The sequence below is a fragment of the Mesorhizobium sp. M0954 genome (genome assembly GCF_040319155.1).
In the GTDB taxonomy this organism is placed as follows: Bacteria; Pseudomonadota; Alphaproteobacteria; order Rhizobiales; family Rhizobiaceae; genus Mesorhizobium.
On sequence record NZ_JAMYNR010000024.1, the window covers coordinates 62,125 to 83,877 of the forward strand.

17 protein-coding genes and 3 pseudogenes are annotated in these 21,753 nt (G+C 61.7%); 4 read left to right on the forward strand and 16 right to left on the reverse strand.

All coding sequences use genetic code 11. From position 1 onward, the window contains the following. Nucleotides 1–386: 386 nt before the first annotated feature. The 3 genes from NKH93_RS25990 to groES form a co-directional block, all read right to left on the reverse strand. Nucleotides 387–1,469 (reverse strand): HPP family protein, encoded by a 1,083-nt coding sequence (locus tag NKH93_RS25990; RefSeq protein WP_352474840.1) that lies wholly within the window; start codon nucleotides 1,467–1,469, stop codon nucleotides 387–389. A 1,421-nt stretch (nucleotides 1,470–2,890) separates the two neighbouring features. After that, on the reverse strand, nucleotides 2,891–4,546 hold the full coding sequence (gene groL / locus NKH93_RS25995; protein WP_352690226.1) for a chaperonin GroEL: 1,656 nt from the start codon (nucleotides 4,544–4,546) through the stop codon (nucleotides 2,891–2,893). A 65-nt stretch (nucleotides 4,547–4,611) separates the two neighbouring features. Continuing rightward, on the reverse strand, nucleotides 4,612–4,908 hold the full coding sequence (groES, locus tag NKH93_RS26000; RefSeq protein ID WP_352458515.1) for a co-chaperone GroES: 297 nt from the start codon (nucleotides 4,906–4,908) through the stop codon (nucleotides 4,612–4,614). Nucleotides 4,909–5,473: 565 nt separating this feature from the next. Here groES and NKH93_RS26005 point away from each other — a divergent pair. After that, a pseudogene (locus NKH93_RS26005) lies at nucleotides 5,474–6,054 on the forward strand (S46 family peptidase). Next, entirely contained in the window at nucleotides 5,999–6,313 is a 315-nt protein-coding gene (locus tag NKH93_RS26010) for a S46 family peptidase (RefSeq protein ID WP_352474685.1), read from the forward strand. The pseudogene NKH93_RS26005 and the gene NKH93_RS26010 overlap by 56 nt, the downstream one beginning before the upstream one ends. Nucleotides 6,314–6,867: 554 nt before the next feature. On the opposite strand, the gene NKH93_RS26015 is transcribed toward NKH93_RS26010, so the two are convergent. The 13 genes and pseudogenes from NKH93_RS26015 to NKH93_RS26075 form a co-directional block, all read right to left on the reverse strand. Next, on the reverse strand, nucleotides 6,868–8,019 hold the full coding sequence (locus tag NKH93_RS26015; RefSeq protein WP_352474687.1) for a porin: 1,152 nt from the start codon (nucleotides 8,017–8,019) through the stop codon (nucleotides 6,868–6,870). Between the two features lie 316 nt (nucleotides 8,020–8,335). Beyond that, nucleotides 8,336–8,992: an antitoxin Xre/MbcA/ParS-like domain-containing protein gene (locus tag NKH93_RS26020; RefSeq protein ID WP_352529505.1), complete on the reverse strand. Its 657-nt coding sequence runs from the start codon at nucleotides 8,990–8,992 to the stop codon at nucleotides 8,336–8,338. A 624-nt stretch (nucleotides 8,993–9,616) separates the two neighbouring features. Then, nucleotides 9,617–9,844 (reverse strand): annotated as a pseudogene (locus tag NKH93_RS26025) (NrtR DNA-binding winged helix domain-containing protein); the annotation flags it as partial. Between the two features lie 8 nt (nucleotides 9,845–9,852). Beyond that, nucleotides 9,853–10,185: pseudogene (panD, locus tag NKH93_RS26030) on the reverse strand (aspartate 1-decarboxylase); the annotation flags it as partial. A 60-nt stretch (nucleotides 10,186–10,245) separates the two neighbouring features. Then, nucleotides 10,246–11,229, reverse strand: coding sequence for a 3-oxopimeloyl-[acyl-carrier-protein] synthase BioZ (bioZ, locus tag NKH93_RS26035; protein ID WP_352973302.1), 984 nt, complete (start codon nucleotides 11,227–11,229; stop codon nucleotides 10,246–10,248). Then, nucleotides 11,226–12,491: an adenosylmethionine--8-amino-7-oxononanoate transaminase gene (locus tag NKH93_RS26040; protein WP_352876136.1), complete on the reverse strand. Its 1,266-nt coding sequence runs from the start codon at nucleotides 12,489–12,491 to the stop codon at nucleotides 11,226–11,228. Before NKH93_RS26040 ends, bioZ begins: the two co-directional genes overlap by 4 nt. Continuing rightward, nucleotides 12,491–13,126, reverse strand: a complete 636-nt coding sequence (gene bioD, locus NKH93_RS26045) for a dethiobiotin synthase (protein WP_352529509.1) — start codon at nucleotides 13,124–13,126, stop codon at nucleotides 12,491–12,493. The genes NKH93_RS26040 and bioD overlap by 1 nt, the downstream gene beginning before the upstream one ends. An 11-nt stretch (nucleotides 13,127–13,137) precedes the next feature. Beyond that, nucleotides 13,138–14,277 carry an 8-amino-7-oxononanoate synthase gene (locus NKH93_RS26050; protein ID WP_352973325.1) on the reverse strand — a complete coding sequence of 380 codons (1,140 nt, stop codon included), beginning with the start codon at nucleotides 14,275–14,277 and terminating at the stop codon, nucleotides 13,138–13,140. After that, a complete protein-coding gene (bioB, locus tag NKH93_RS26055; RefSeq protein ID WP_352973366.1) occupies nucleotides 14,274–15,272 on the reverse strand; it encodes a biotin synthase BioB in 999 nt (332 codons plus the stop codon). Before bioB ends, NKH93_RS26050 begins: the two co-directional genes overlap by 4 nt. 95 nt (nucleotides 15,273–15,367) lie before the next feature. Further along, nucleotides 15,368–16,222, reverse strand: a complete 855-nt coding sequence (gene nadC, locus NKH93_RS26060; RefSeq protein WP_352973329.1) for a carboxylating nicotinate-nucleotide diphosphorylase — start codon at nucleotides 16,220–16,222, stop codon at nucleotides 15,368–15,370. Continuing rightward, nucleotides 16,222–17,763: an L-aspartate oxidase gene (locus NKH93_RS26065; protein ID WP_352876146.1), complete on the reverse strand. Its 1,542-nt coding sequence runs from the start codon at nucleotides 17,761–17,763 to the stop codon at nucleotides 16,222–16,224. Before NKH93_RS26065 ends, nadC begins: the two co-directional genes overlap by 1 nt. Then, nucleotides 17,760–18,734, reverse strand: a complete 975-nt coding sequence (gene nadA, locus NKH93_RS26070; protein ID WP_352610560.1) for a quinolinate synthase NadA — start codon at nucleotides 18,732–18,734, stop codon at nucleotides 17,760–17,762. Before nadA ends, NKH93_RS26065 begins: the two co-directional genes overlap by 4 nt. 66 nt (nucleotides 18,735–18,800) lie before the next feature. Continuing rightward, nucleotides 18,801–19,769 carry an NUDIX hydrolase gene (locus NKH93_RS26075; protein WP_023722073.1) on the reverse strand — a complete coding sequence of 323 codons (969 nt, stop codon included), beginning with the start codon at nucleotides 19,767–19,769 and terminating at the stop codon, nucleotides 18,801–18,803. A 173-nt stretch (nucleotides 19,770–19,942) separates the two neighbouring features. Here NKH93_RS26075 and panB point away from each other — a divergent pair, with 173 nt between their 5' ends. Then, entirely contained in the window at nucleotides 19,943–20,803 is an 861-nt protein-coding gene (gene panB, locus NKH93_RS26080; protein WP_352973337.1) for a 3-methyl-2-oxobutanoate hydroxymethyltransferase, read from the forward strand. Further along, complete coding sequence (gene panC, locus NKH93_RS26085) at nucleotides 20,800–21,660, forward strand: pantoate--beta-alanine ligase (RefSeq protein WP_352496587.1); 861 nt, start codon at nucleotides 20,800–20,802, stop codon at nucleotides 21,658–21,660. The genes panB and panC overlap by 4 nt, the downstream gene beginning before the upstream one ends. The last annotated feature ends 93 nt before the right edge of the window (nucleotides 21,661–21,753 follow it).

A 21,753-nucleotide genomic window follows, 5' to 3' on the forward strand; every position in this document is an offset into this window, starting at 1 on the left:
GGAATTGCGAACCGCGTCCTCGGCGTCTGAGCCGCGACCCTTGCCAACGATCACTCAACCCGCGACGTAGAGCTTCAACCCAGCCTTGGACACGCGAACCGCGCTACCATCGTTGCAGAGGAGCCGTCCACCAGATGGTTGCACTTGTAGTCCGCACGCCTTTGGTCGACATAGCGGACTGGCTCTGGCCACCGGCAAGGTTGAAGAGTGTTCCGTTGTTGCAGTCGTACTTGGCCTACGTGAACCAGATGCCTGAGCACGCGGTCGCGTTTCAGGGTTGATCTACTCGTAAAAAGGAATTGTCTTAGGCGGAAGGCCGCACTTAATACCGCTATCCTATTGGCGCCCCATCGGGTTCCCGGATTGAGCAAGTCCGGATCACTATTTTATGCCGCTGCCAGCCTTGTGTCGGCCATGTGCACGCGCGCTGCCGCTGCCAGCAGGTCGGTCTGGGTGATCAGCCCAATAATGCGTCGCTCGGTATCGACGATGACCACGGCATGGCTGCGGCCGTCGGTGAGCACCGGCAGCAGGCTCATCGCCGGTGTATCGGGAGAGGCGGTGCTAGCCTTCGACATCACAGCCCTCACCGTGTCGGTCGCCTTCGTCAGCTCGCGCAGGCCAACTACACCGACCAGCCCGCCCTCGGCGTCGGTCACCGGCAGCGTCCGGATGTTGTGATCGAGCAGCAAATGCCGCGCCTGGTCGGCAGGCGCATGTTCATCGACCGAAATCACATCGCGCGACATGATGTCCTCGCACAGCAGGGTCCGGTGGGAGCGCACCATCGCCTGCAACTCGACCTGCCGTAGCAGCCGCTCAAGATCGTTGCGGTCGATATCGAAGGTTTCCTCCAGCGCGCCGAGCGCGGCATCGACATCCTCGGGCTGGAAGCCGACCCGCTCCCGCGCCGGCGGATCGATGGTTCCATGCGCGCTTTTAAAGGCGGGGGCCGCCACATGCGGATAGTTGCGCCGCGACAGTTTATGGATGCCGTAGCCGAGTGCGACCAACACGATCGAGTTCAGCGCTACCGGAACGAAGGGAAACAGCAAGCCCGAGCTGAAGACGGCCGGTCCGCCGAACACCGCGGTTAAGGCGGCGGCGCCACCCGGCGGATGCAGGCAGCGCGTGAACGACATGGCGGCGATGGCCAGCGCCACCGCAATGCCGGTAGCAAGGACGGGTTCATGCACGAAATGCGCCACGATCACCCCGACCAGCGCCGAAATCGTATTGCCACCGATAATCGACCAAGGTTGCGCGAGCGGGCTTGAAGGCACGGCAAAGAGCAGCACGGCCGATGCTCCCATTGGAGCAACCAGCAGTGCGACATGTGGGCCAGACCCGTTCGCCAGCGCACTGATCACGCCAGTCAATGCGATGCCGATCATGGCCCCGATGCAGGCGAGCAGCCGCTCGCGCAGCGTTGCACCGGCAAGGATCGGAACAAAGAGACGAAACGCCATGGCATACCCTTGGGCGAGTGGTCGGAACTCCGCGCTCCGCAATGCAGGCAAAGCCACAGATTTGGAAGTTAAGCCAATTCGGAAAGCCGGCTCACGGGGGAATACTTTTGCGCGAAACGGCCATTGCCAAATGGGTGCAGACATTTTGATCAGGCAGAGGAGGCGGACGGCACGCTGATCCGCTCGAGCGCAGCTAGAGGCCAAGGGCTGTCGTGCCGCGGGCAGCCGGAAATGGGGATGGTCGGAGGTCGAGCTGGGATGGACACTAAGGAATTCAGAGGCTTCGAAAAGCGTGCTGATAATGTCGGCATGGCAAGACAAATCAGGCCCTTGTCGCTCCACTTCCGAGGCGAACTCCAGCGGAGTACGGCTTTTACGCGGTGCTTGGTCTGCCTGTCCTTGCCACCATCGGATTCGTTGGCTGCTGAAACGTCCACCAGTAGCCGCTGAGAAGACGACTGCCGCCAGTGCCGTCGTGGAACCGCTATATGACGGCGGCGTGGTTACAGAGCCGGCTCGTGTCGATCGGGCGGGGGAGCCTGATGTGACGTACATGGTCCAGAAAGTGGCCAATGAAGGTGCTGGCATCGTCAACGTGATCAGGTCACGTAATAGCGGTAATACAACCGCGACCACGAGCCTCTCAGGCGTTCGATGAGGCGGTAAAATCCGATCACCAGACCAAGCGCGATTCCGCCACACTGCCACACACGAAACCGATCAGGTCACGCACCAGGCTCGCCAGCAGATTGGAGCCGAGGCCACCGCGGCTGGACTCTGCCATGCCGCGGGCCACCACCTCTCCAGCCGCGGTAGAAAACGTGGGTCAGCAGCGCCGGCATGGGCCGAGCAACTCCCAAAATCGCGAGCAGCGCCATCGGCTCCGCAAGCGGCCGCAGATGTCGGCCGATGAAGCGGAAGGGCGGCGGTGCGATGGAAGCGCCGTGCGACAGCCTATCCAGACCTGTAATCGTGATCAGGCTCATCTGGGTCTCCGGACGCCAGCGTTGCAGATGGTTTTAGGCAAGCGTGAGCAGGCCGTGGGTCCCAATCCGGTCAGGCCGACCACGATCATGGCCGAAAGAACGAGTTCCAATTGAAAGAGCTGACGACCATAGGCGATCAGGTATCGGAGCCTTTCGAACGATGCGATGAGTTCTACCGCAACCAGGGTCTGCCAGCCGTTGGCAAGGCCTTCAGCCCTGTAAAGATCGACGGCACGGCGGAAGGCAGCACGAGTTTCGACCAGCGGCTGAACGAAAGGACACGGCCAGACCCCGTCTCACGACGACGCCGTTGCGCTTCGCCGCCATCAGGCTGGGTAGAGGACTTGCACGTCTAAAGCTGTCGATCATGCTCGGCACACAAAAAAGGGCGGCATTGCTGCCGCCCTTTCCGCTGTAGGTTGATAGGGGGCTGGATTAGAAATCCATACCGCCCATGCCGCCCATGCCACCGCCGGGCATACCAGCCGGCATGCCGCCGCCAACCGACTCCTTCTTCGGAGCCTCCGCGATCATGGCTTCGGTGGTGACCAGCAGGCCGGCGACCGAGGCCGCGTCCTGCAGAGCCGTGCGCACAACCTTGACCGGATCGACGATACCCATGGCGATCATGTCGCCATATTCGCCGGTCTGGGCGTTGTAGCCGAAGGTTGCCCCCTTGTTCTCAAGGATCTTGCCGGCAACGATCGATGCTTCCGCACCGGCGTTGGCCGCGATCTGACGGGCCGGAGCCTGCAGCGCGCGACGCACGATGGCGATGCCGGCGGTCTGGTCGGAGTTGGCGCCAGTGACGGTGATGGCCAGCGAAGCGCGCAGCAGGGCGACGCCGCCGCCGGGAACGATGCCTTCTTCGACGGCCGCGCGGGTCGCGTTGAGGGCGTCATCGACGCGGTCCTTCTTTTCCTTGACTTCGATCTCGGTCGCACCGCCGACGCGGATGACGGCAACGCCGCCCGCCAGCTTGGCGAGACGTTCCTGCAGCTTCTCCTTGTCGTAGTCCGAGGTGGTCTCCTCGATCTGCTGCTTGATCTGGGCGACGCGGCCCTGGATTTCTTCCTTCTTGCCGGCGCCGTCGACGATGGTGGTGTTCTCCTTGGAGATCGACACCTTCTTGGCGCGGCCGAGCATGTTGAGGCCGACATTCTCGAGCTTGATGCCGAGGTCTTCGGAAATGACCTGGCCACCGGTGAGGATAGCGATGTCTTCCAGCATGGCCTTGCGGCGATCACCAAAGCCCGGCGCCTTGACGGCGGCGATTTTCAGGCCACCGCGCAGCTTGTTGACGACCAGCGTGGCCAGGGCCTCGCCTTCGACGTCTTCCGAAATGATGACCAGCGGCTTCGAGGTCTGCACGACAGCCTCGAGGATCGGCAGCATGGCCTGCAGGTTGGAGAGCTTCTTCTCGTGGAGCAGAATGTAGGCGTCTTCCAGATCCGCAACCATCTTCTCGGCGTTGGTGACGAAGTAGGGCGAGAGATAACCGCGGTCGAACTGCATGCCTTCGACGACTTCGAGCTCGGTCTCGGCGGTCTTGGCTTCCTCGACGGTGATGACGCCCTCATTGCCGACCTTCTGCATCGCTTCCGCGATCATCGAGCCGACCGAAACATCGCCATTGCCGGCGATGGTGCCGACCTGGGCAACCTCTTCCGAGGTCTTGATCTTCTTGGCGTTCTTGATCAGCGTCGCGACGACGTCGGCGACGGCGAGGTCGATGCCGCGCTTGAGGTCCATCGGGTTCATGCCGGCGGCAACCGACTTGTGGCCTTCCTGGACGATCGACTGTGCCAGAACGGTCGCGGTGGTGGTGCCGTCGCCGGCGATGTCGTTGGTCTTCGAAGCAACTTCGCGGACCATCTGCGCGCCCATGTTTTCGAACTTGTCCTCAAGCTCGATTTCCTTGGCGACGGTGACGCCGTCCTTGGTGATGCGCGGTGCGCCGAACGACTTGTCGATGACGACGTTGCGACCCTTGGGGCCGAGCGTGACCTTCACCGCGTCGGCGAGGATGTTGACGCCGCGCAGCATGCGCTCACGAGCGTCGCGGGAGAATTTTACGTCTTTGGCAGCCATTTTTTACTCCTGGGCATTTCGCCCGAAATTCAGATTGGATGGTGCGGATGAAAGGCGGCGGCGTGTCAGCCGATGACGCCCATGATGTCCGCTTCCTTCATGATCAGAAGGTCTTCGCCGTTGAGCTTGACTTCGGTGCCCGACCACTTGCCGAACAGGATGCGGTCGCCGGCCTTGACGTCCAGCGGGACGAGCTTGCCGACCTCGTCACGGGCGCCGGAACCGACGGCGATGATCTCGCCTTCCTGCGGCTTTTCCTTCGCCGTATCGGGGATGATGATCCCGCCGGCGGTCTTCGCTTCGGACTCGACGCGGCGAACGACCACGCGGTCATGCAGCGGCCGGAAATTCGACTTTGCCATTTTTGGATTTCCCTGGTGCGGATGTTGAACGGTTCTCCGTTGCCGGAGCGTGGTTAGCACTCACCAGAAGCGAGTGCTAACGCGGCAGTGAGATAGGCCGTAGGCTCCTGCTAGTCAAGACGGAAGAGGGACGGGCGAAGAGCAAACGAGCGTGGAAGCACCGAGCCTTTTACGTGAAAGACGTCGGAGATAGGACATGGATGGGGAGGCTCACCATCTGTATTTGAAGGCTTATTCATTTGGCACGATCGGTGCAGCGGATGATCCGCAAACGTTGCGCGCGACCGATATAATGAGAGGTGAGCGCCATCAGGATTCCTGCGTTAACGGTCCACTCGGTATTTGCGGTGTGGCCGCCGCGCGGGCGCCAGGACTCCGGCCACCCGATGGTCACCAATCCAATCTGCGGAGAACAGGAGGCAAGATGAGAGGGACAGTCAGCATGAACTCGAATTTGAAATGTTTGGCCAAAGCAACTGCCATCGCCTTGCTCTGGACGGTCAAGGCTACGTCGGCGGACGAAGGTATGTGGATGCCGGGCCAGACTGCGGAAGTGGGCGCGGCCATGCGCGCGGATGGGCTCCAGATCGATCCCGCCCAGCTGGGCCGTCTGGACGCTGACCCGCTCAACGCGATCGTATCACGGGGCGGATGCTCCGCCTCGTTCGTCAGTCCACAAGGGCTGGTCGCAACCAATCATCACTGCGTGTTCGAATCCATCCAATCCACAGCAAGGAGGGCCAGGGCTATCTCACAGACGGCTTTCTGGCGAAGAGCCCTGGGTGAAGAATTGCCCGCGGCGCCAGGCAGCCGATCTATGTGATCGAGGACGTGCGGGATGTGACCGCCGAAATGCTCAAGGGCGTCTCGGACAAGCTGAATGAGTTTGCCCGCTATGAGCGGCTCGCCACGAACCGCAAGGCCCTGATCGCCGCATGTGAAGGACAGCCCAATCGCCGCTGCGACGTAGGGGCCTATTATGGCGGCGCCTCCTACTATCTCCAGCAGAAGCTCGAAATCGAGGACGTGCGCCTTGTCTATGCGCCCGCGCTCGGCATCGGTAACCTTCGGCGGCGAAACGGACAACTGGATGTGGCCGCGCCACACAGGCGACTTCGGCTTTTATCGCGCCTATGTCGCTCCTGATGGTTCCTCCCGGCCATATGCGCGCGACAATGTGCCTTACCGGCCGAAGAGTTGGCTACCCATAGCCTGTGAAGGCATCAAGGAAGGCGACCTTGTGATGGTCGCCGGCTTTCCCGGCGCAACCCACCAGTTTCTGACGGCGGATGAAGTCCGGTTCAACTTCGCGCAATTCGAACCGCGGTTGCAGCGTTCGCTCTCGGATTATGCCGCCCAGATCAACCAGGCAACGGCAGGCAATCGCGAGGCGCAGATCCATTGACTGCCCGCTTCACAAATGGCTCGGCCTAAAACGCATGGGAAAAGCAGAAAAGGCAACAGATCGGCACCAGAATGAATATGGCCGCGCGAACTGACAGACGCGCCAACGATCGGCATCTCGCATGGTCGGTGGCACTGGACGTGGCGCCCACCCTGCTGGCGTGACTCCCCATCAGGTCGTCGGGGTTTCGCTGGCGAAAAAAACTTCCGCGTGTCTCTGCGCGATTCATCCCGCTTGCGCGTGCCTAGTCAACCAAAAAACTGACCATCTGCAGGATCAGGATCAGCAAAAAAAAGCCAAAGGCAGACGCCAAAACAGCTGCCTGCAGGACGATGCGTTGTTTCTTACCCACAGTTCCCCCGGGAGAGAGTCTGATGATAACCCTTAAAAAAGGGCGCCCGGGAACAGGGCGCCCTTCTCATCGACGAAATGCTCGGATTGGAGGTCCGTGATCAAGCAATTCGCCGAAACCTCTACAAGCCTCACCACAATGGTTCGGCCGCAAATTAGGCTCGCAGTTACCGCTCCGAACGCGGCAACGGGCTCTTCAATCCTCAGAACGAGCGCTGGAAGCGGAGCAGACCGCCGACGCTGTTCTTCTTGTCGGCATTGGTCCAGTTAGAGAAGTCCACATCCCCGAACTTGCCAGCGCGGAGATAGTCGACTTCGGCCGTGATCGTCAGACCAGGAACGATATCGTAGGCGACATTGGCAGCAATGCCGAGGTTCTTCCACTCGTCATACGCCGCCTGAAGGTTGAAAGAGGTCTTCTCGTTGAACTTGTAGGTGCCGCCGCCCCAGACGGCCCAGTTGCCACCCCACTGCTTGTAGAAGCCGCGACCGCCGGCAGGAATAGCGTAGGTCCCATCGGTTAGGTTGTCGTCGGTCCCATAGCCAGCCATAATGAACAGCGACAGTTCGTTGGTGGCGTTCACATCCAAGCGGACCTTGCCGGCTACCTCTTCGTAGTTGCTGTCGTAAGCCACGACGCCGGTGATGGCGCCCCAGCCCTGCGTGTACTTCACGCCGCCGACAAGATGCGGAACGTAGCTGTCGATCGTGCCGACGACGCCAGAACCCTCTTCGAGCGATACCACGGCGGAGAAGCCATTGCCTGCGTCGAAGTAGTACTGCACGACGTTGGTGTCAAAATCGCCGTAGGGAACGAGCGTATCGTTGATGACGTTGCCGGCATAGCCGATAAACGTATCGAAGGCCGATTCGTCCTTACCGACGCGCAGGCCACCAAGCTGGATCCAGGCGAAGTTCAGTGTGATGCCCTTGTTGAAGGCATAGTTCTGGGGACTGTCGGGACCCGAATAGGCGTTGCGGTTACCGAAATTGAATTTGGTCTCGGTGTATGTCTTCAAAGTACCGAGTTCGGTTTCCTGGCCGGTCCAAGTCCTTAGGTCAAAGCGGGCGTTCTTGCGCCAGGTGCCCTGGTCGCTACCGTCTTGGACGTCGTGGGTCCGCGCCCCGTCGTAGGATCCAACGTCGCCGACGCCGATGTCGTAGCGGACATAGCCGCCGATGCGCAGGCAGGTCTCGGTGCCGGGGATGTAGAAGTAGCCCGAGCCGTACACGTCGCAGATCTTGACGTATTCTGCCGGTTCCGGCTCGGCGACCGTCACCGCGTCGGCGGCGCGAGCACCGGAAGCTGCGATCAGAGCCGCAGCTGAGCCGAGAAGAAGGCTCTTGATGTTCATACTTGATCTCCATTCAATGATTTTGAAAGGGGCGAGGACGTCGATGGACGAACCGCTCCCTGTCCCCACGATCGAAAAAGATGCGCATCGCAATGCATCCTTCCCGGCTCGAACGCTATTCACCGGGCGAATTAGTGCAAGTTCAAATTCCGTTTGCCAACCATATATAGAAGTATCCGTTGCATTATTGTCACTAAATCCATTGTATTACTTGCACAAATTGAACAACTGTACATTTGAACAAATCGCACAATTGGTACATCTGTTTGTGCGCACTTACATAATGCGCGGAAAGCCATCGGCATCCGGCCAATTGTCAGATAGATTCAATCAGAGAAACAGCCTGGGCGGCGGATGTAACAACTTCTGTGTTCATACCTTCTCTGAGCAATTCGATAGGGACGCGACCCTTGAGAAGAGGCGAGGGGCTGATCAGCCACAGCCAAGCCAGTCTGGGATCGGAGATCGAGGAAAGGACCTGCCTGATTCCGGGCATAGGCCTGCCGTCGATGAACTGAGCTAGGGGAAATACATGCTTCCGGGAGCCTCTCCGAAAGGCAACCACATCATTGTGTCGCTGCCACCAGTACAAAGTGGACCGCGGTATTCCAAAACGTCTCTCAAGATGCGTCGACCCCGCAACTGGACCGGCCCATTCTGCAATGCGCGCGCCTTCTCTCGGGCAATCTTTCAGAACCGGATGCCCGAGCGGATGATCGGCTGCCCGTGGTCGCGAAGCGATCTCACCCGCCTGGGCGTTTAGCCGTCGCGCTGCTTCGGCCTCGAGCCTACCAAGAAATTCGGCGGCCACGGCGGTCAATTCGTTGGAAGGAGAACCCGAAGGCGCAACAGCAGCCTTGTCACCCTGCTTCGCCTCATCGCATTGGGCAAGAATGCGCTGCACCTCCCTCATGACAAAGCTTGAAAGCTCGGTCTGGCGTTTTTCATCCCCAAGATCATTCGACGCGGACATATCTGGCTTTCCCAATAGCATTCCCTCAGCAAGCCTCCGAAAGAGCGTTGAAGACATGAAGTTTGGGGGACGGCGATGTGTTGCGTTTTCGTATGCGCGCAACCTAGCAGCCGTCTTGCGGCTTCAACTTTTGCCTCTCAATAAAAAAGGGAAGAACATCAATGGACGACCGTCTTGCCCCCACGATCGAAACAGACGCACATCGCAGTGCACGCTTCACAGTGGGACGCTATCCGCGACGCTCATTTGTGCAAGTTTAAAGTTTAGCTTGCCAGCTTTATATAATTAGACGTTTCTTTTATGCAACACTTTTCCAAGTGTTACTTGCACAAATCGAACGTATTGCACATTTAGACGAACTGTACATTCGACAGCGACTTTGACGCACGCGTTTACTGGCGGTATACATCCTTCACCGTTGCCGCAAGGCATTGGCCCACTCGCGCGGCACCTCCTTCACGACAAAGGTTGAAAGCCCGTCCTCGGGCGTTTCATTTACAAGATCACTTCGATCCACTCATACGGCTTCCCGAGCGAGACCGTGGGTTCGGACGGTGCGAATGAATTTCTCGTTATAATCGAATTGATTATAAGGGTATATTTCTACGTTGAGTATAAAGGATGTCAAGCCCGCGCCAGCGGCAATTTTGTCCGGGCGACCGCCGTTTCGTCGAGGACATGGTGGCGGAAGCGATAAAGCTTCGCCGGCCGGCCGCCGGTATCAAAAGCACTTTCGCCGGTCTCCTCCACCAGTTCCTGCTGCTCCATCAACCGGCGAAAGTTCTGCTGAAGCGCCTCTGCCGATGTAATCGTCAACGCCGTCCGCGTCAGCGTATTGCCATCGGCGAGAAGCCGACGACATTGTTGATGACGAACGTAACGACCCGCGGCTTCAGCGAGGTGATATGCGCTTCGTCAAGGTAGATGGAGTTGCAGACAATGATCTGGTCGTCTGGCTGGCAGGTGCGGGCGGCCGCTCCGTTGAGGATGCAGCATCGCGAGCCGCGTTTGCCCAGAATGACATAGGTCGAAATCCGCGCGCCGGAAGTCTTGCTCCATGTCTCCACGAATCCATTGGCAAGGATCCCGGCTTCTTCGCAGTGGTCAGGGTCGAGCGTTATCGAACCGTGGTAGTTGAGGTTTGCTTCGGTGACGTGGATGCCGTGCAGCTTGCCGGCGACTATTTTTCGCATTGGTCCCGTTGTCCTATTCATCTCACGGAGCCAGTCCTGATGTTGAGCAGCTTCGCTATGCTAAATCCCGACGACGAGCGCCCCGCCGCTGAGTCCCGCACCTGCCGCCGCCAGGAGTATTTTCTCGCCCGGCCGAAACGGCTCCGCTTGATTGGCGAGCGACAGTGAGAGCGGGATCGTCGCGGCGGAAGAGTTGCCATATTCGGCGATCGTTTTGACGATCAGGTGATCGGCAACGCCGAGGTTTCGTCCGACCGCATCGAAAATGCGAGCATTGGCCTGATGCGGCACGAACCGGTCGACATCCTGTGGTCGCACTCCGGCAGCGGCTAGCGCGCTTATCGAGCAATCGGTCATCATCTCGACGGCCTTTGCGAACACTTCGCGGCCGTCGGTCATCGTCATTCGGGTTTGCGCGAGGTCGAGGTCACCGTGGAACGGGATGTTGCTTCCTCCTGCGGGAATCTGGATCAGGCCGTATCGCGAGCCGTCCGAATCCACGGAGGCACCGAGAATCCCCCGATCAGTATCCTCGCACGGACCGATCACGACGGCGCCGGCGGCATCGGCAAACAGCACGGCGCTGGCGCGCTCAGAGGGATTGATGCGGCGGCTGAGGATATTGGCGGCGATAACAAGGCTCGCTTTGCCGTGCAGGCGGGTAAATCCGTCCGCAAACATCAGCGCATAGATGAAGCCGGCGCAGGCGCCGGTCAGATCGACAGCGCCGGCGCGGCCGAGCCCCAGCCGATGTGCGACCAGAGGCGCGCTGGGCGGCAGGAGGTGATCGGGCGTCGAGGTGGCAAGCAGCAGCAGACCGATGTCGTGGCGCGCAATGCCGGCGTTCGCCAAAGCGATGTCGCCGGCTTGCGTGGCCAAGCCAGACAGCGTGTCTTCGTCCGTTGTCCAGAAGCGCGAACGAATTCCGGTGCGCCGCTCGATCCAGCCGGGTTCGAGCCCGAGATCGCTCTCGATCTCGGCATTCGCCACCTTTCGGCCAGGCGCATGATGGCCAAACCCGAGAATGCGCGACGACCTGCTCATGGCCTCGAACCGAAACGTTCGCCGGCCTCCTCGATGGCGTCATGGAGCCGATCGAGCTCGTCGCCGGTGATGCAATAGGGCGGCAGGAGATAAAGGACATTGCCGAGCGGGCGCACAAGCAGGCCGAGCTCGAGGAAAAATGCCCGCAGCTTAGGTCCGATCTCGGCCAGATAGCCGGCAGAGCCGGCGCGCAGGTCGAGAGCCAGGATCGTGCCGATCGCCCGGCTGTCGGTGAAGTTGGCATTATCGCGAAAGCGTTGAAGCCCGGCGGCCTGCTTCGCGCTCAAGGCCGCGATCCGCTCGGTCACCGGCTCGTCGCGCCAGATCTCGACATTGGCAAGTGCTGCCGCACAGGCAATCGGATTGGCGGTGTAGGAACTCGAGTGGAAAAAAGTCTTCTTCCGATCGTCGGAATAGTGGGCCTGGAAGATGGCATCGGTGGCGAGCGTGGCCGCGAGCGGGATGGTGCCACCGGTCAAGCCTTTCGAGGTGCAAAGGATATCAGGAGAGATCGATGCCTGTTCGCAGGCGAACATGGTTCCGGTGCGTCCCCAGCCGGTCATCACCTCATCGGCGATCAGCAGCGTGCCGGAGGCTTCGGCAATCTTCTTCAATCCGGTCACAACCGAGGCCGGATACATCAGCATGCCGCCGGCGCCAAGCACGAGCGGTTCGACGATCAGCGCGGCGGCGCGCCGGTCGCGGCTGACGGCCTCGAATCTATCCAGCGTTTCCTGCTCGCGGCCGGCGGCCGGGAAGGGAATGGTGTCGACCTCGAACAGCAAGGGTTCGTAGGCGGCGTTGAACACGCCACGGGCACCGACGCTCATCGTGCCGATCGTGTCGCCGTGATAGCTGTGCTCCATGACGACGATGCGCGAGCGAGGCGCGCCGATGTTGCGGAAATAGCCGAGCGCCATCTTCAGCGCGACTTCGACGCTGGTCGAGCCGCTGTCGGAATAGAACACCCAGTCGAGTCCGGCGGGAGCGAGTCCGACAAGCGCCTTGGCCAAGCATTCGGCAGGCTCGTGCGTGAAACCTGCGAAGATGATCTGGTCGAGGCTCGAGGCGGTCGTCTCGATTGCCTTCATAATGCGGGGATGGCGGTGGCCATGGGTGACGACCCACCAGGAGGAAATGGCGTCCAGAATGCGCTCGCCATTGGCTTTGTGGAGATAGGCGCCTTCAGTCAGGACGATTTCAGGGATCGCCGGCTCGAGCGCGTGCTGGGTGAAGGGGTGCCACACACGGGATTGCGGCATCATTCGCCTCCGGCAATCAAAGCGAGGTCGAAGCCGGCAAGCATCGCTTGTCTCAGCGTTTTGTCCGTCAGCGGATCGAGGTGCGGCAGCCTGCCGAGTTGCGGCACGTCGCCGAATTCCACGATCGTCCGTTGCGTATCGGTCATCTCATCGCCGATGAAGGCGATGCCAGCCAGCGGGATAGCGCGCGCCCGCAGTGCCTCGATCGACAGCAGGGTGTGATTGATTGTTCCGAGCGCGGTGCGGGCGCACAGAATGACCGGCAAGTGCCATTGCTCGAATATGTCGATGAACCTTGTCCGGCGGTTCAGCGGCACCATCAGCCCGCCGGCGCCTTCGATGACGAGCGGTGTCGGCAGGACCGGAAACGAAAGATCGGCAGCCTCGATCGAAACGTCGTCGATTTCGGCCGAACGATGCGGCGAAAGCGGGCTCTTCAAGCGGTAGGCTTCCGGCAGCACGCGCCCCGACGGCAGCCCGGCAAGTCGCGCAACCGCCTCGCTGTCGGTCTCGCCGTCGAGGCCCGATTGCACCGGCTTCCAGTAGAAACCGTCAAGCAGGCCGGCAAGCCCGGCCGAAAACACCGTCTTGCCAATTCCGGTGTCTGTTCCGGTGATGACGATGCGCTTGGTCATGTCGCCTCCGGTCATGTCTGGGCCAACGCCTCGACGAGCGCCTCGACCATGGCGGAAATGTCGGCTTCGCCGATATTGAGCGTCAGTGAGATGCGCAGCCGCGACGTGCCCTCGGGTACGGTCGGCGGACGAATGCCGCGTATGTCGAAGCCGCGGCCCTGCAGGCGCGCCGCCACTGCCATGGTGCGGCTGACGTCGCCGATGACAACTGGCTGGATCTGCGAGCCGCTTGGTATCACGCCGCAGCGATCGGCCAGTTGGCGGCCTGCGAGGGCAACGCGTTCATGCAGCTGAACACGGCGCATAGGCTCGTCGGCGAGCATTGCGAGCGCTTCGCGCGCCGCGACCGCCATCAGCGGCGATGGCGCGGTGGCGTAGATGAATGGCCGGCAACGGTTGATCAGATACTCGCACAGTGTCCTCGGCCCGGTCACGAGCCCACCACATGCGCCGAGCGCCTTGCCGCAGGTGTGGAGCGCGACGATGTTGTCGCGGCCCTCGAAAGCGGCGGCCAGCCCCCGGCCGTCCGGTCCCCAGACGCCGGTGGCATGCGCCTCGTCAACGATGATGAATGCGTTGTGCCGATCGGCAAGCGCGGCCAGGCTCTCCAAAGGCGCGCAGTCGCCATCCATGCTGTAAAGGCTTTCCACTGCGATCCAGACGCATCCCATGCCGCCTTCGGCGCGCCAACGCTTGATCGCATCGTCGACAGCATCGACGTCGTTGTGCGCGGCCAGCTTGAACTCGGCACGTCCGGCCTGTGCCCCCTCATGCATGCTGGCATGGGCGAGCTCATCGAGGACCAAAAGATCGCCCTTCTGCGGCAGCGCAGTCAGCAGAGCGAAGTTGGCGATGTAGCCGCTGCCGAAGAACAGCGCGCGGTTCGCGCCGAAGAACGCCGCCGCGTCTGCCTCGAGCTGCTCGTGTTCCGGTGCATTGCCGCGCAACAGCCGCGACCCGGTGGCGCCAACCGGCGTGCCCCGCGCAATCGCCGCCGCAACCGCTTCGCCAAGTCTTTTGGAAGCGGCAAGCCCGAGATAGTCGTTCGACGAGAAGTCGCGCCCGGCGCGCGGCTTCAGCGTCCGCAGCCGGTCCTTGCGCGCCAGTCCCTGCAAGGTCGCCTCATAGCGGGAAAGTGGTGCCCCGTTCATTGCGCCTCGAGTTCCATCGGCTCGATGCCAAGGCGCCGGAACAGCAGGGTATCCTTGTCCTCACCGGGATTGTTCGCCGTCAGCAGCGTGTCGCCGACGAAGATCGAGTTGGCGCCGGCAAAAAAGCACAGCGCCTGCATCTCGTCGGTCATGGCCGTACGGCCGGCGGAAAGACGGATATGCGATTTCGGCATCATGATGCGCGCCAGCGCGATCACGCGCACGAATTCGATCGGCTCGATGGGCTTGGCGTCGGCAAGCGGGGTGCCGGGGATCGGGATCAGCATGTTGATCGGAACGCTTTGCGGATGTTCCGGCAGGTTGGCCAGCGTCACCAGCATGCCGATCCGGTCCACCGGCTCCTCGCCCATGCCGGCAATGCCGCCGCAGCAGACCTTGATGCCGGATTGGCGAACGTGCTCGAGCGTCTCGAGCCGCTCGGCAAAGCTCCGCGTGCTGATGATCTCGCTATAGTAGCGTTCCGACGTATCGATGTTGTGGTTGTAAAAGTCGAGACCAGCCTGCTTCAGTCGAGCGGCTTGCTCAAGATCGAGCATGCCGAGCGTCATGCAGGTCTCCATGCCCAGCGCCTTGACGCCTTCGACCATCGCCACCAGCGCATCCATGTCGCGCGCCTTGGGGTTTCGCCAGGCCGCGCCCATGCAATAGCGGGTTGCGCCGGCGTCACGCGCCTTGGTCGCCTCGGCGACGACGCGCCGGACCTCCATCAGCTTCGACGCCTTCAGGCCGGTCTCGTGATGCGCCGACTGGCTACAATAGCCGCAATCCTCCGGGCATCCGCCCGTCTTGATGCTGAGCAGCCGGCTGAGCTGGACCTTGTTGGGATCGAAATTCTGGCGGTGCACGGTTTGCGCGAGGAAGAGGAGATTGTTGAAGGGGGCATCGTGAAGTGCCTGAGCCTTCTCCAGGGTCCACGCTCCAGGGTCAGGGGATTGAGCCTGTGGCGATGTCTGCGTTGGACTGGCTGTTTGCATGTCCATGCTGTTCCTCCGGTTCTGCCTTGCTTTGCTGTCTGATTGACGACGATCGGAAAGGACAGTTGATTCGATCCTGTCCGTTCCTCAGACAATCATGAGCCGCAATAGTCGAGGCCGATATCCAGGATCGGCGCGCTGTGGGTCAGTCGGCCGACCGAAATCAGATCGACGCCGGTCGCGGCAATCGCTCGCGCTGTATCGGATGCGATCCCGCCAGAAGCCTCGGTGATAGCACGGCCGCCAACGATTGCGACGGCGCGGCGAAGATCGGCGAGGGACATGTTGTCGAGCAGAACCGCATCGGGAGCGAAGCCAAGTACCTCCTCCAACTGGGCCAGCGTATCGACCTCGACTTCGATCTTGACGAGATGACCGGCCCGTCTTCGTGCTCGCTCGAGCGCCGGGCGAACGCCGCCTGCGATGGCGATGTGGTTGTCCTTGATCAGAATTGCGTCGTCGAGGCCGAAGCGGTGATTGGATCCGCCACCTGCGCGCACGGCATATTTTTCGACTGCCCGCAATCCGGGCGTCGTCTTGCGCGTGCAGACGATCTTCGCGCCATATCCACGAACCGCAGCGACGATCGATGCCGTTGCTGTAGCGATGCCGCTCAGATGGCACAAAAAATTGAGTGCCGTCCGTTCGGCTGTGAGAATGGCCCGGGCAGGGCCAACCACTGATGCAATGACCTCTCCATCCATGACATTGCAGCCGTCTGCCCGCTCCACCGAAATTTCGACATCAGGATCAATCAAGCGGAAAGCGAGCATCGCCAGATCGAGGCCGGCGACAACTCCGGACTGGCGCGCCGCCAGCACGGTTCCCGCTTGGTGTGCCTTCGGCACGATGGCCTCCGTGGTCAAGTCGCCGGCTCTGCCAAGGTCTTCAAGAAGAGCTGCCCTTACAAGCGGCTCAAGCATGACCGTGGGAAGCGGTGAGAGCGTCATCACTTTGCCCCTTCGAGGCTTGGCGAGTGTCCGAGTTCCCGCGCAGCGGCCAAGGCGGCTTCGAGGGTGATTTCGGACCGTCGGGCGACAGTCGCATGATGAGGAAAGTCTGTCCGGTAATGAGCGCCGCGGCTTTCTTCGCGCAACAGGGCGGCAACCGCGATCATTAGCCCGACAGCCGCCGGATCCGAGGCCGCGTCCTTGCTTTCGGCGAGCGGCAACAAGGCATATGCGGCTGCTTTCAAACCTTCACCATTCCGGACGATGCCGAGTGCGCGCGACAGGAAAACACGCACGGGTGTCGGCGCGGGCGATGGGTAAACGTCCGCAAACGCAGGCTTTGTTCTGCGAGCAGGCGTTCCGGCGACACTTTCAGCGACCCAGCGCGCGCACACGACGGCCTCGGTCAAGGAATTGCTGGCGAGCCTGTTGGCGCCATGCAGTCCTGTCGAAGCGACTTCGCCGCAGGCCCACAGCCCCTTGACGGAGGTCCTACCGGAGCCGTCCACGGCAACGCCACCCATGTGGTAGTGTTGGGCCGGACGAATGGGGATGAGATCGCGCGCGGGATTGATGCCGGCTCCACGACAGGCTGATGCGATTGTCGGGAAGTGTCGAGCAAATTCCGGGCCAGGCCGTTGCCGCGCGTCTAGAAAAACACGGTGGCCGTTGGCAAGATGGTTCCAGACGGCGCGCGCCAAGACATCACGAGGCGCAAGTTCCGCCCCTGACACGCTCTGGAGAAAAGCCTGGCCGGTTTCGTCGATCAGGGCAGCACCTTCGCCGCGGACGGCCTCGCTGACCAGCGCCATAGGGCGTTCCGGGCCGTCAAGCGCGGTCGGGTGGAACTGGATGAACTCGAGGTCGGCAAGGACAGCTCCAGCGCGGGCCGCAAGCGCCAGGCCCTGTCCGCAACTGCCCGAAGGATTGGTGGTGTCGAGAAACAGTCCCCCGATCCCACCGGTGGCGAGGACGACCCGCCGTGAGCCGAAGAAGACAGGTCCTATCGAACCGCTCGCCCAGACGCCTCGGATCGCATTCTCTCGCACCGCCAGTCGGCGCGCTTCCACGCCCTCCACGACAACAATCGACGGAGTGGAACGCACAGCCGCGATCAGGGCACGCATGATCTCACGCCCGGTGCCGTCACCATGCGCATGAACGATGCGACGTCGGCTGTGTGCGGCCTCCAATCCGAGGCACAGTGATCCTTTCGACGTACGGTCGAAGGGAACCCCAAAGCCCGCAAGCCCCTCTATCGCCTTGGGCGCGGCTTGGAGGATGCGGCTCGCCACGTCTGTGTCGCAGAGACCATCCCCGGCGGCAAGCGTATCGGCCAGGTGCAGTTCCGGATCGTCGTCTTCGCCGAAACTTGCAGCCAGACCACCCTGTGCCCACGTGCTCGAATTGTCAGCTCCCAGCAGCGTCCTGGACAGAAGCAGCACCGGCTCCGGCGCCAGTTGAAGCGCGGTCATCAGTCCGGCGATGCCGCCGCCGATGATGATCGGCCGCCCGAAGATGCTGCGGACATCGGCGCTCAAATTGCCAGCATCCGTTCGACCGCAAGCCGCGCGCGCCCGGCGATCCCGGGTTCGATGGTTACGATATGGTGGTTCTGCTCGAGCGCCATGCGGATGTTGGCAAGCGTGATCCGCTTCATGTGCGGGCACAAATTGCAGGGCCGGATGAACTCGACCTCTGGGTGCGCTAACGCGACGTTGTCGCTCATCGAACATTCCGTCATCAGCACGACACGTGCCGGCCTTTGCCTTTCGACATAGTCGGACATGGCAGCGGTCGAGCCGGAAAAATCTGCTTCAGCCACGACGTCGGGCGGGCATTCGGGATGCGCGAGCACGATCACGCCGGGATGGCTTTCGCGCAACTCGCGGATGTCGGCCGGTGTAAAGCGCTCATGCACCTCGCAATGCCCTTTCCAGGCGATGATCTGCACATCGGTCTGGGCGGCGATATTCTGGGCCAGATATTCGTCCGGCAACATGATCACCTGGGGAACGCCAAGGGATTGGACGACCGCCTTGGCGTTGCCGGATGTACAGCAGATATCCGACTCGGCTTTCACTTCGGCCGACGTGTTGACATAAGTGATGATCGGCACGCCGGGATAACGCTGGCGCATCAAGCGCACGTCTTCTGCCGTGATCGATTCCGCCAACGAACAGCCTGCCCGCAGGTCGGGAATGAGCACCGTCTTTTGCGGATTGAGCAGCTTGGCCGTTTCGGCCATGAAATGTACGCCGGCCAGCACGATGACTTGCGCCTCGATCGTCGCAGCCGTGCGGGCCAGTGCCAAGCTGTCGCCGACGATGTCGGCCACGCAATGGAAGATCTCGGGGGTCTGATAGTTGTGCGCCAGGATGATGGCGTTGCGCTCGCGCTTCAGTGCAAGGATCGCCTCGATATCCTCGACGAAAGCCGGCCATTCGATCGGCGGGATCACTCGTCGGACGCGCTCGTAGAGAAACGCGGTCGCAGGCAGCACGGCGCTCATCGACCCCTCCAGCTTATACTCTAGTTGAAAATAACCAGCATATACTTGCTGTGAGTATAAGCGATGTCAACCCCGCGCCAGCGGCAATTTTGTCCCGGCGATGACCCTCTCGTCGAGAACGGCGTGGCGGAACCGGTAAAGCTTCGCTGGCCGGCCGCCGGTCTCCGCGGTTGCCTCTCCGGTCTCTTCGACCAGCTCCTGCTGCTCGATCAGCCGGCGAAAGTTCGGCTTACGCACGAGCCTGCCGGCAAGCGCCTCCACGGTTCGCTGCAGCTGCAAAAGCGTGAAGACCGGCGGCATCAGCTCAAAGACGACCGGCCGGTATTTGATCTTGGAGCGCAGCCGCGCAATGCCGGTCGCCACGATGCGGCGATGATCGGCGACCATAGACTTGCTGGGCACCAGCGGAGGCAGCGTCGCGTCCCGTCCGCTTCCGGCCTCTTGGACCAGGCCTGCTTCGTAGACTAACTCATAGCGTTGAAGCGTGAGTTCCTCGTTCCAAAGGCGGTCGTCGAAGCCGAAGGCTATCGTCGCCCGCTGCCAGCGTTCACGTCGCGTGGCCGCGTCGCTGACGCCGTCTGCCCATTCAATCAGGCGCGGTCGCAGAACGTCCAGCACGACCGGAGGCGTGCCGGAGCGGTGGTCCTCCCATGGAAAATATTCATACCAGCTCTGCCAGCCGCACTTGGGCGAGCCAGCTGCCTGTTCCTTGCGGGTCAATGCGAGATAGCTGATGGAGATGACGCGCTGCTGGCGCTCGGCGCCGATGCGATCCCGATCCGCGAAGGTGTAGAGTTGCTCAATATACCCCAGGGGATGGCCGGTCTGCTGCTCGACCCACCCCCTCAAACCGGATTGCAGCGATCGGTGCTCAAGCGCAAATGGTCCGGAGGGAAGGGTGTCCGCCTGGCCGATGGTGAGGACACAGGGTTCACTGTCGTTTACGGCGACGACAAAGGCGATCAGGTCCACTTTGACTTCGTCGGCCTTGACGGCGGCTCTGTCTTTCCTGGGTCCTTTTGCCTGATCGTCCATGTTCGCGAAAGTGGTTGGCCAGCTCGGGGGCGCCTGAATCGATTTAAGTGTAAGCGCGCCTGTCCGCACGTCAACACCGCACAGCTGCACGGCCATTTTTAGCTCTTCGCACTTGCACAAAAATGTGGCAAACGCGACACCCGCGGTTGGTAACGTTGGGGAAGGAGGGTCCATTGAGTGCGTTTGGTGACACCAAGGCGATCACACCGCCGGATATTCGTTCGCGCAAAGGTGGGACGCCGCTCGTCTGCCTTACCGCCTACACGACGCCAGTCGCCCGGCTTGTCGATCCCCATTGCGATGTGGTGCTGGTCGGCGACAGCGTCGGCATGGTTCTCCACGGCCTGCCCTCGACGCTCGGTGTGACGCTGGAGATGATGATCACGCACGGCCAGGCCGTGCGCCGTGGCCTCGAGCAGGCGCTGATGGTCGTCGACTTGCCGTTCGGTTCCTTCGAGGAAAGCCCCGAGCAGGCTTTCCGCAATGCCGCGCGCGTCATGGCCGAGACCGGCTGCGGGGCCGTCAAGCTCGAAGGCGGCGAAACGATGGCAGAGACGATCCGCTTCCTCGCCGCGCGCGGCGTGCCGGTCATGGCCCATGTCGGCTTGACGCCGCAGTCGATCAACACCATCGGTGGCTACCGCGTGCAGGGCAGAGGCGGGGATGCCGAGCGCATCAGGCGCGACGCGCTTGCGGTAAGCGAAGCGGGCGCCTTTGCGGTCGTGCTGGAGAAGGTTCCCGAGGCGCTCGCCCGCCGGATCACCGGGGAGGTGGCGACCCCGACCATTGGCATCGGTGCCTCGGCAGCCTGTGACGGCCAGATTCTCGTCGTCGACGACATGCTGGGCCTCTTCGGCGACTTCCGGCCCAAATTCGTCAAGCGCTATGCTGAAATGGGGGAGGCCGCTGCGGCTGCGATCGCGGCCTATGCGCGGGAAGTGAAGGAGCGCCAGTTTCCGGCCGCCGAGCACGTGTTTGCCGATGCGCGCAAGCCCGCCGACGCGGACGCCACCAAGAGCGGAGAAGCAGCGTGAGCGTGCCGATTGTCAGGAGCGTTGCCCAGCTTCGCGAAATTGTCGCCGCATGGCGCCGCGAGAGCGTGAGGATTGCCGTGGTGCCAACGATGGGCGTCCTGCATGAGGGCCATCTCAGCCTGGTGCGCGCGGCACTCGAGAAGGCCGACCGGGTGATCGTGACGCTCTTCGTCAACCCGAAGCAATTCAACAGCCAGGCCGATCTCGCCGCGTATCCGAGCACCGAGGACGAGGATGCCGCCAAGCTGGCACCGCTTGGCGCGCACCTGCTTTATGCGCCGGATGCAGAGGAAATGTATCCGGCGGCCTTCGCCACGACCGTTTCGGTGTCCGGTGTCAGCGAGGGCCTGTGCGGTGCCTTCCGGCCGGGACATTTTGATGGCGTGGCGACCGTCGTCGCCAAGCTCTTCCTGCAGACCAGCGCTGACTTCGGCTTCTTTGGCGAAAAGGACTTTCAGCAGCTTCAGCTAGTCAGGCGTATGGCCCGGGACCTGGATATTCCAATCACCATTGTTCCTTGTCCGACAGTCCGCGAAGCCGACGGTCTTGCACTATCATCGCGCAATGTCCGGCTCTCGCCAGCAGAGCGTGCTGTTGCCCCCGAGCTATCATCGGTCTTGCTCGAGACGGCTGAGCGGCTTGCCCGCGACTCGCCCGTCCTGCCAACGCTTGCCGAAGCGCGCGCAGCAATTCTGGCTGCGGGCTATCGCGAGGTCGAATACCTGGAACTTCGCGACGAGGCAGATCTGCGACCGATGACAAGCCTTGACCGACCTGCACGCTTGCTTGTCGCGGCCTGGCTCGGCGGTACACGTCTCATAGACAACGTCAGAATATCACGGGTTTCAACAGGTTAACGGGGTTCTCGGCACGCGCTGTATCCGTCCGGGATCGTTTAAAACAAGGTCTCTGCCTGGCATCGAGCGATCACGGAGCTTACGCAAAGCGCA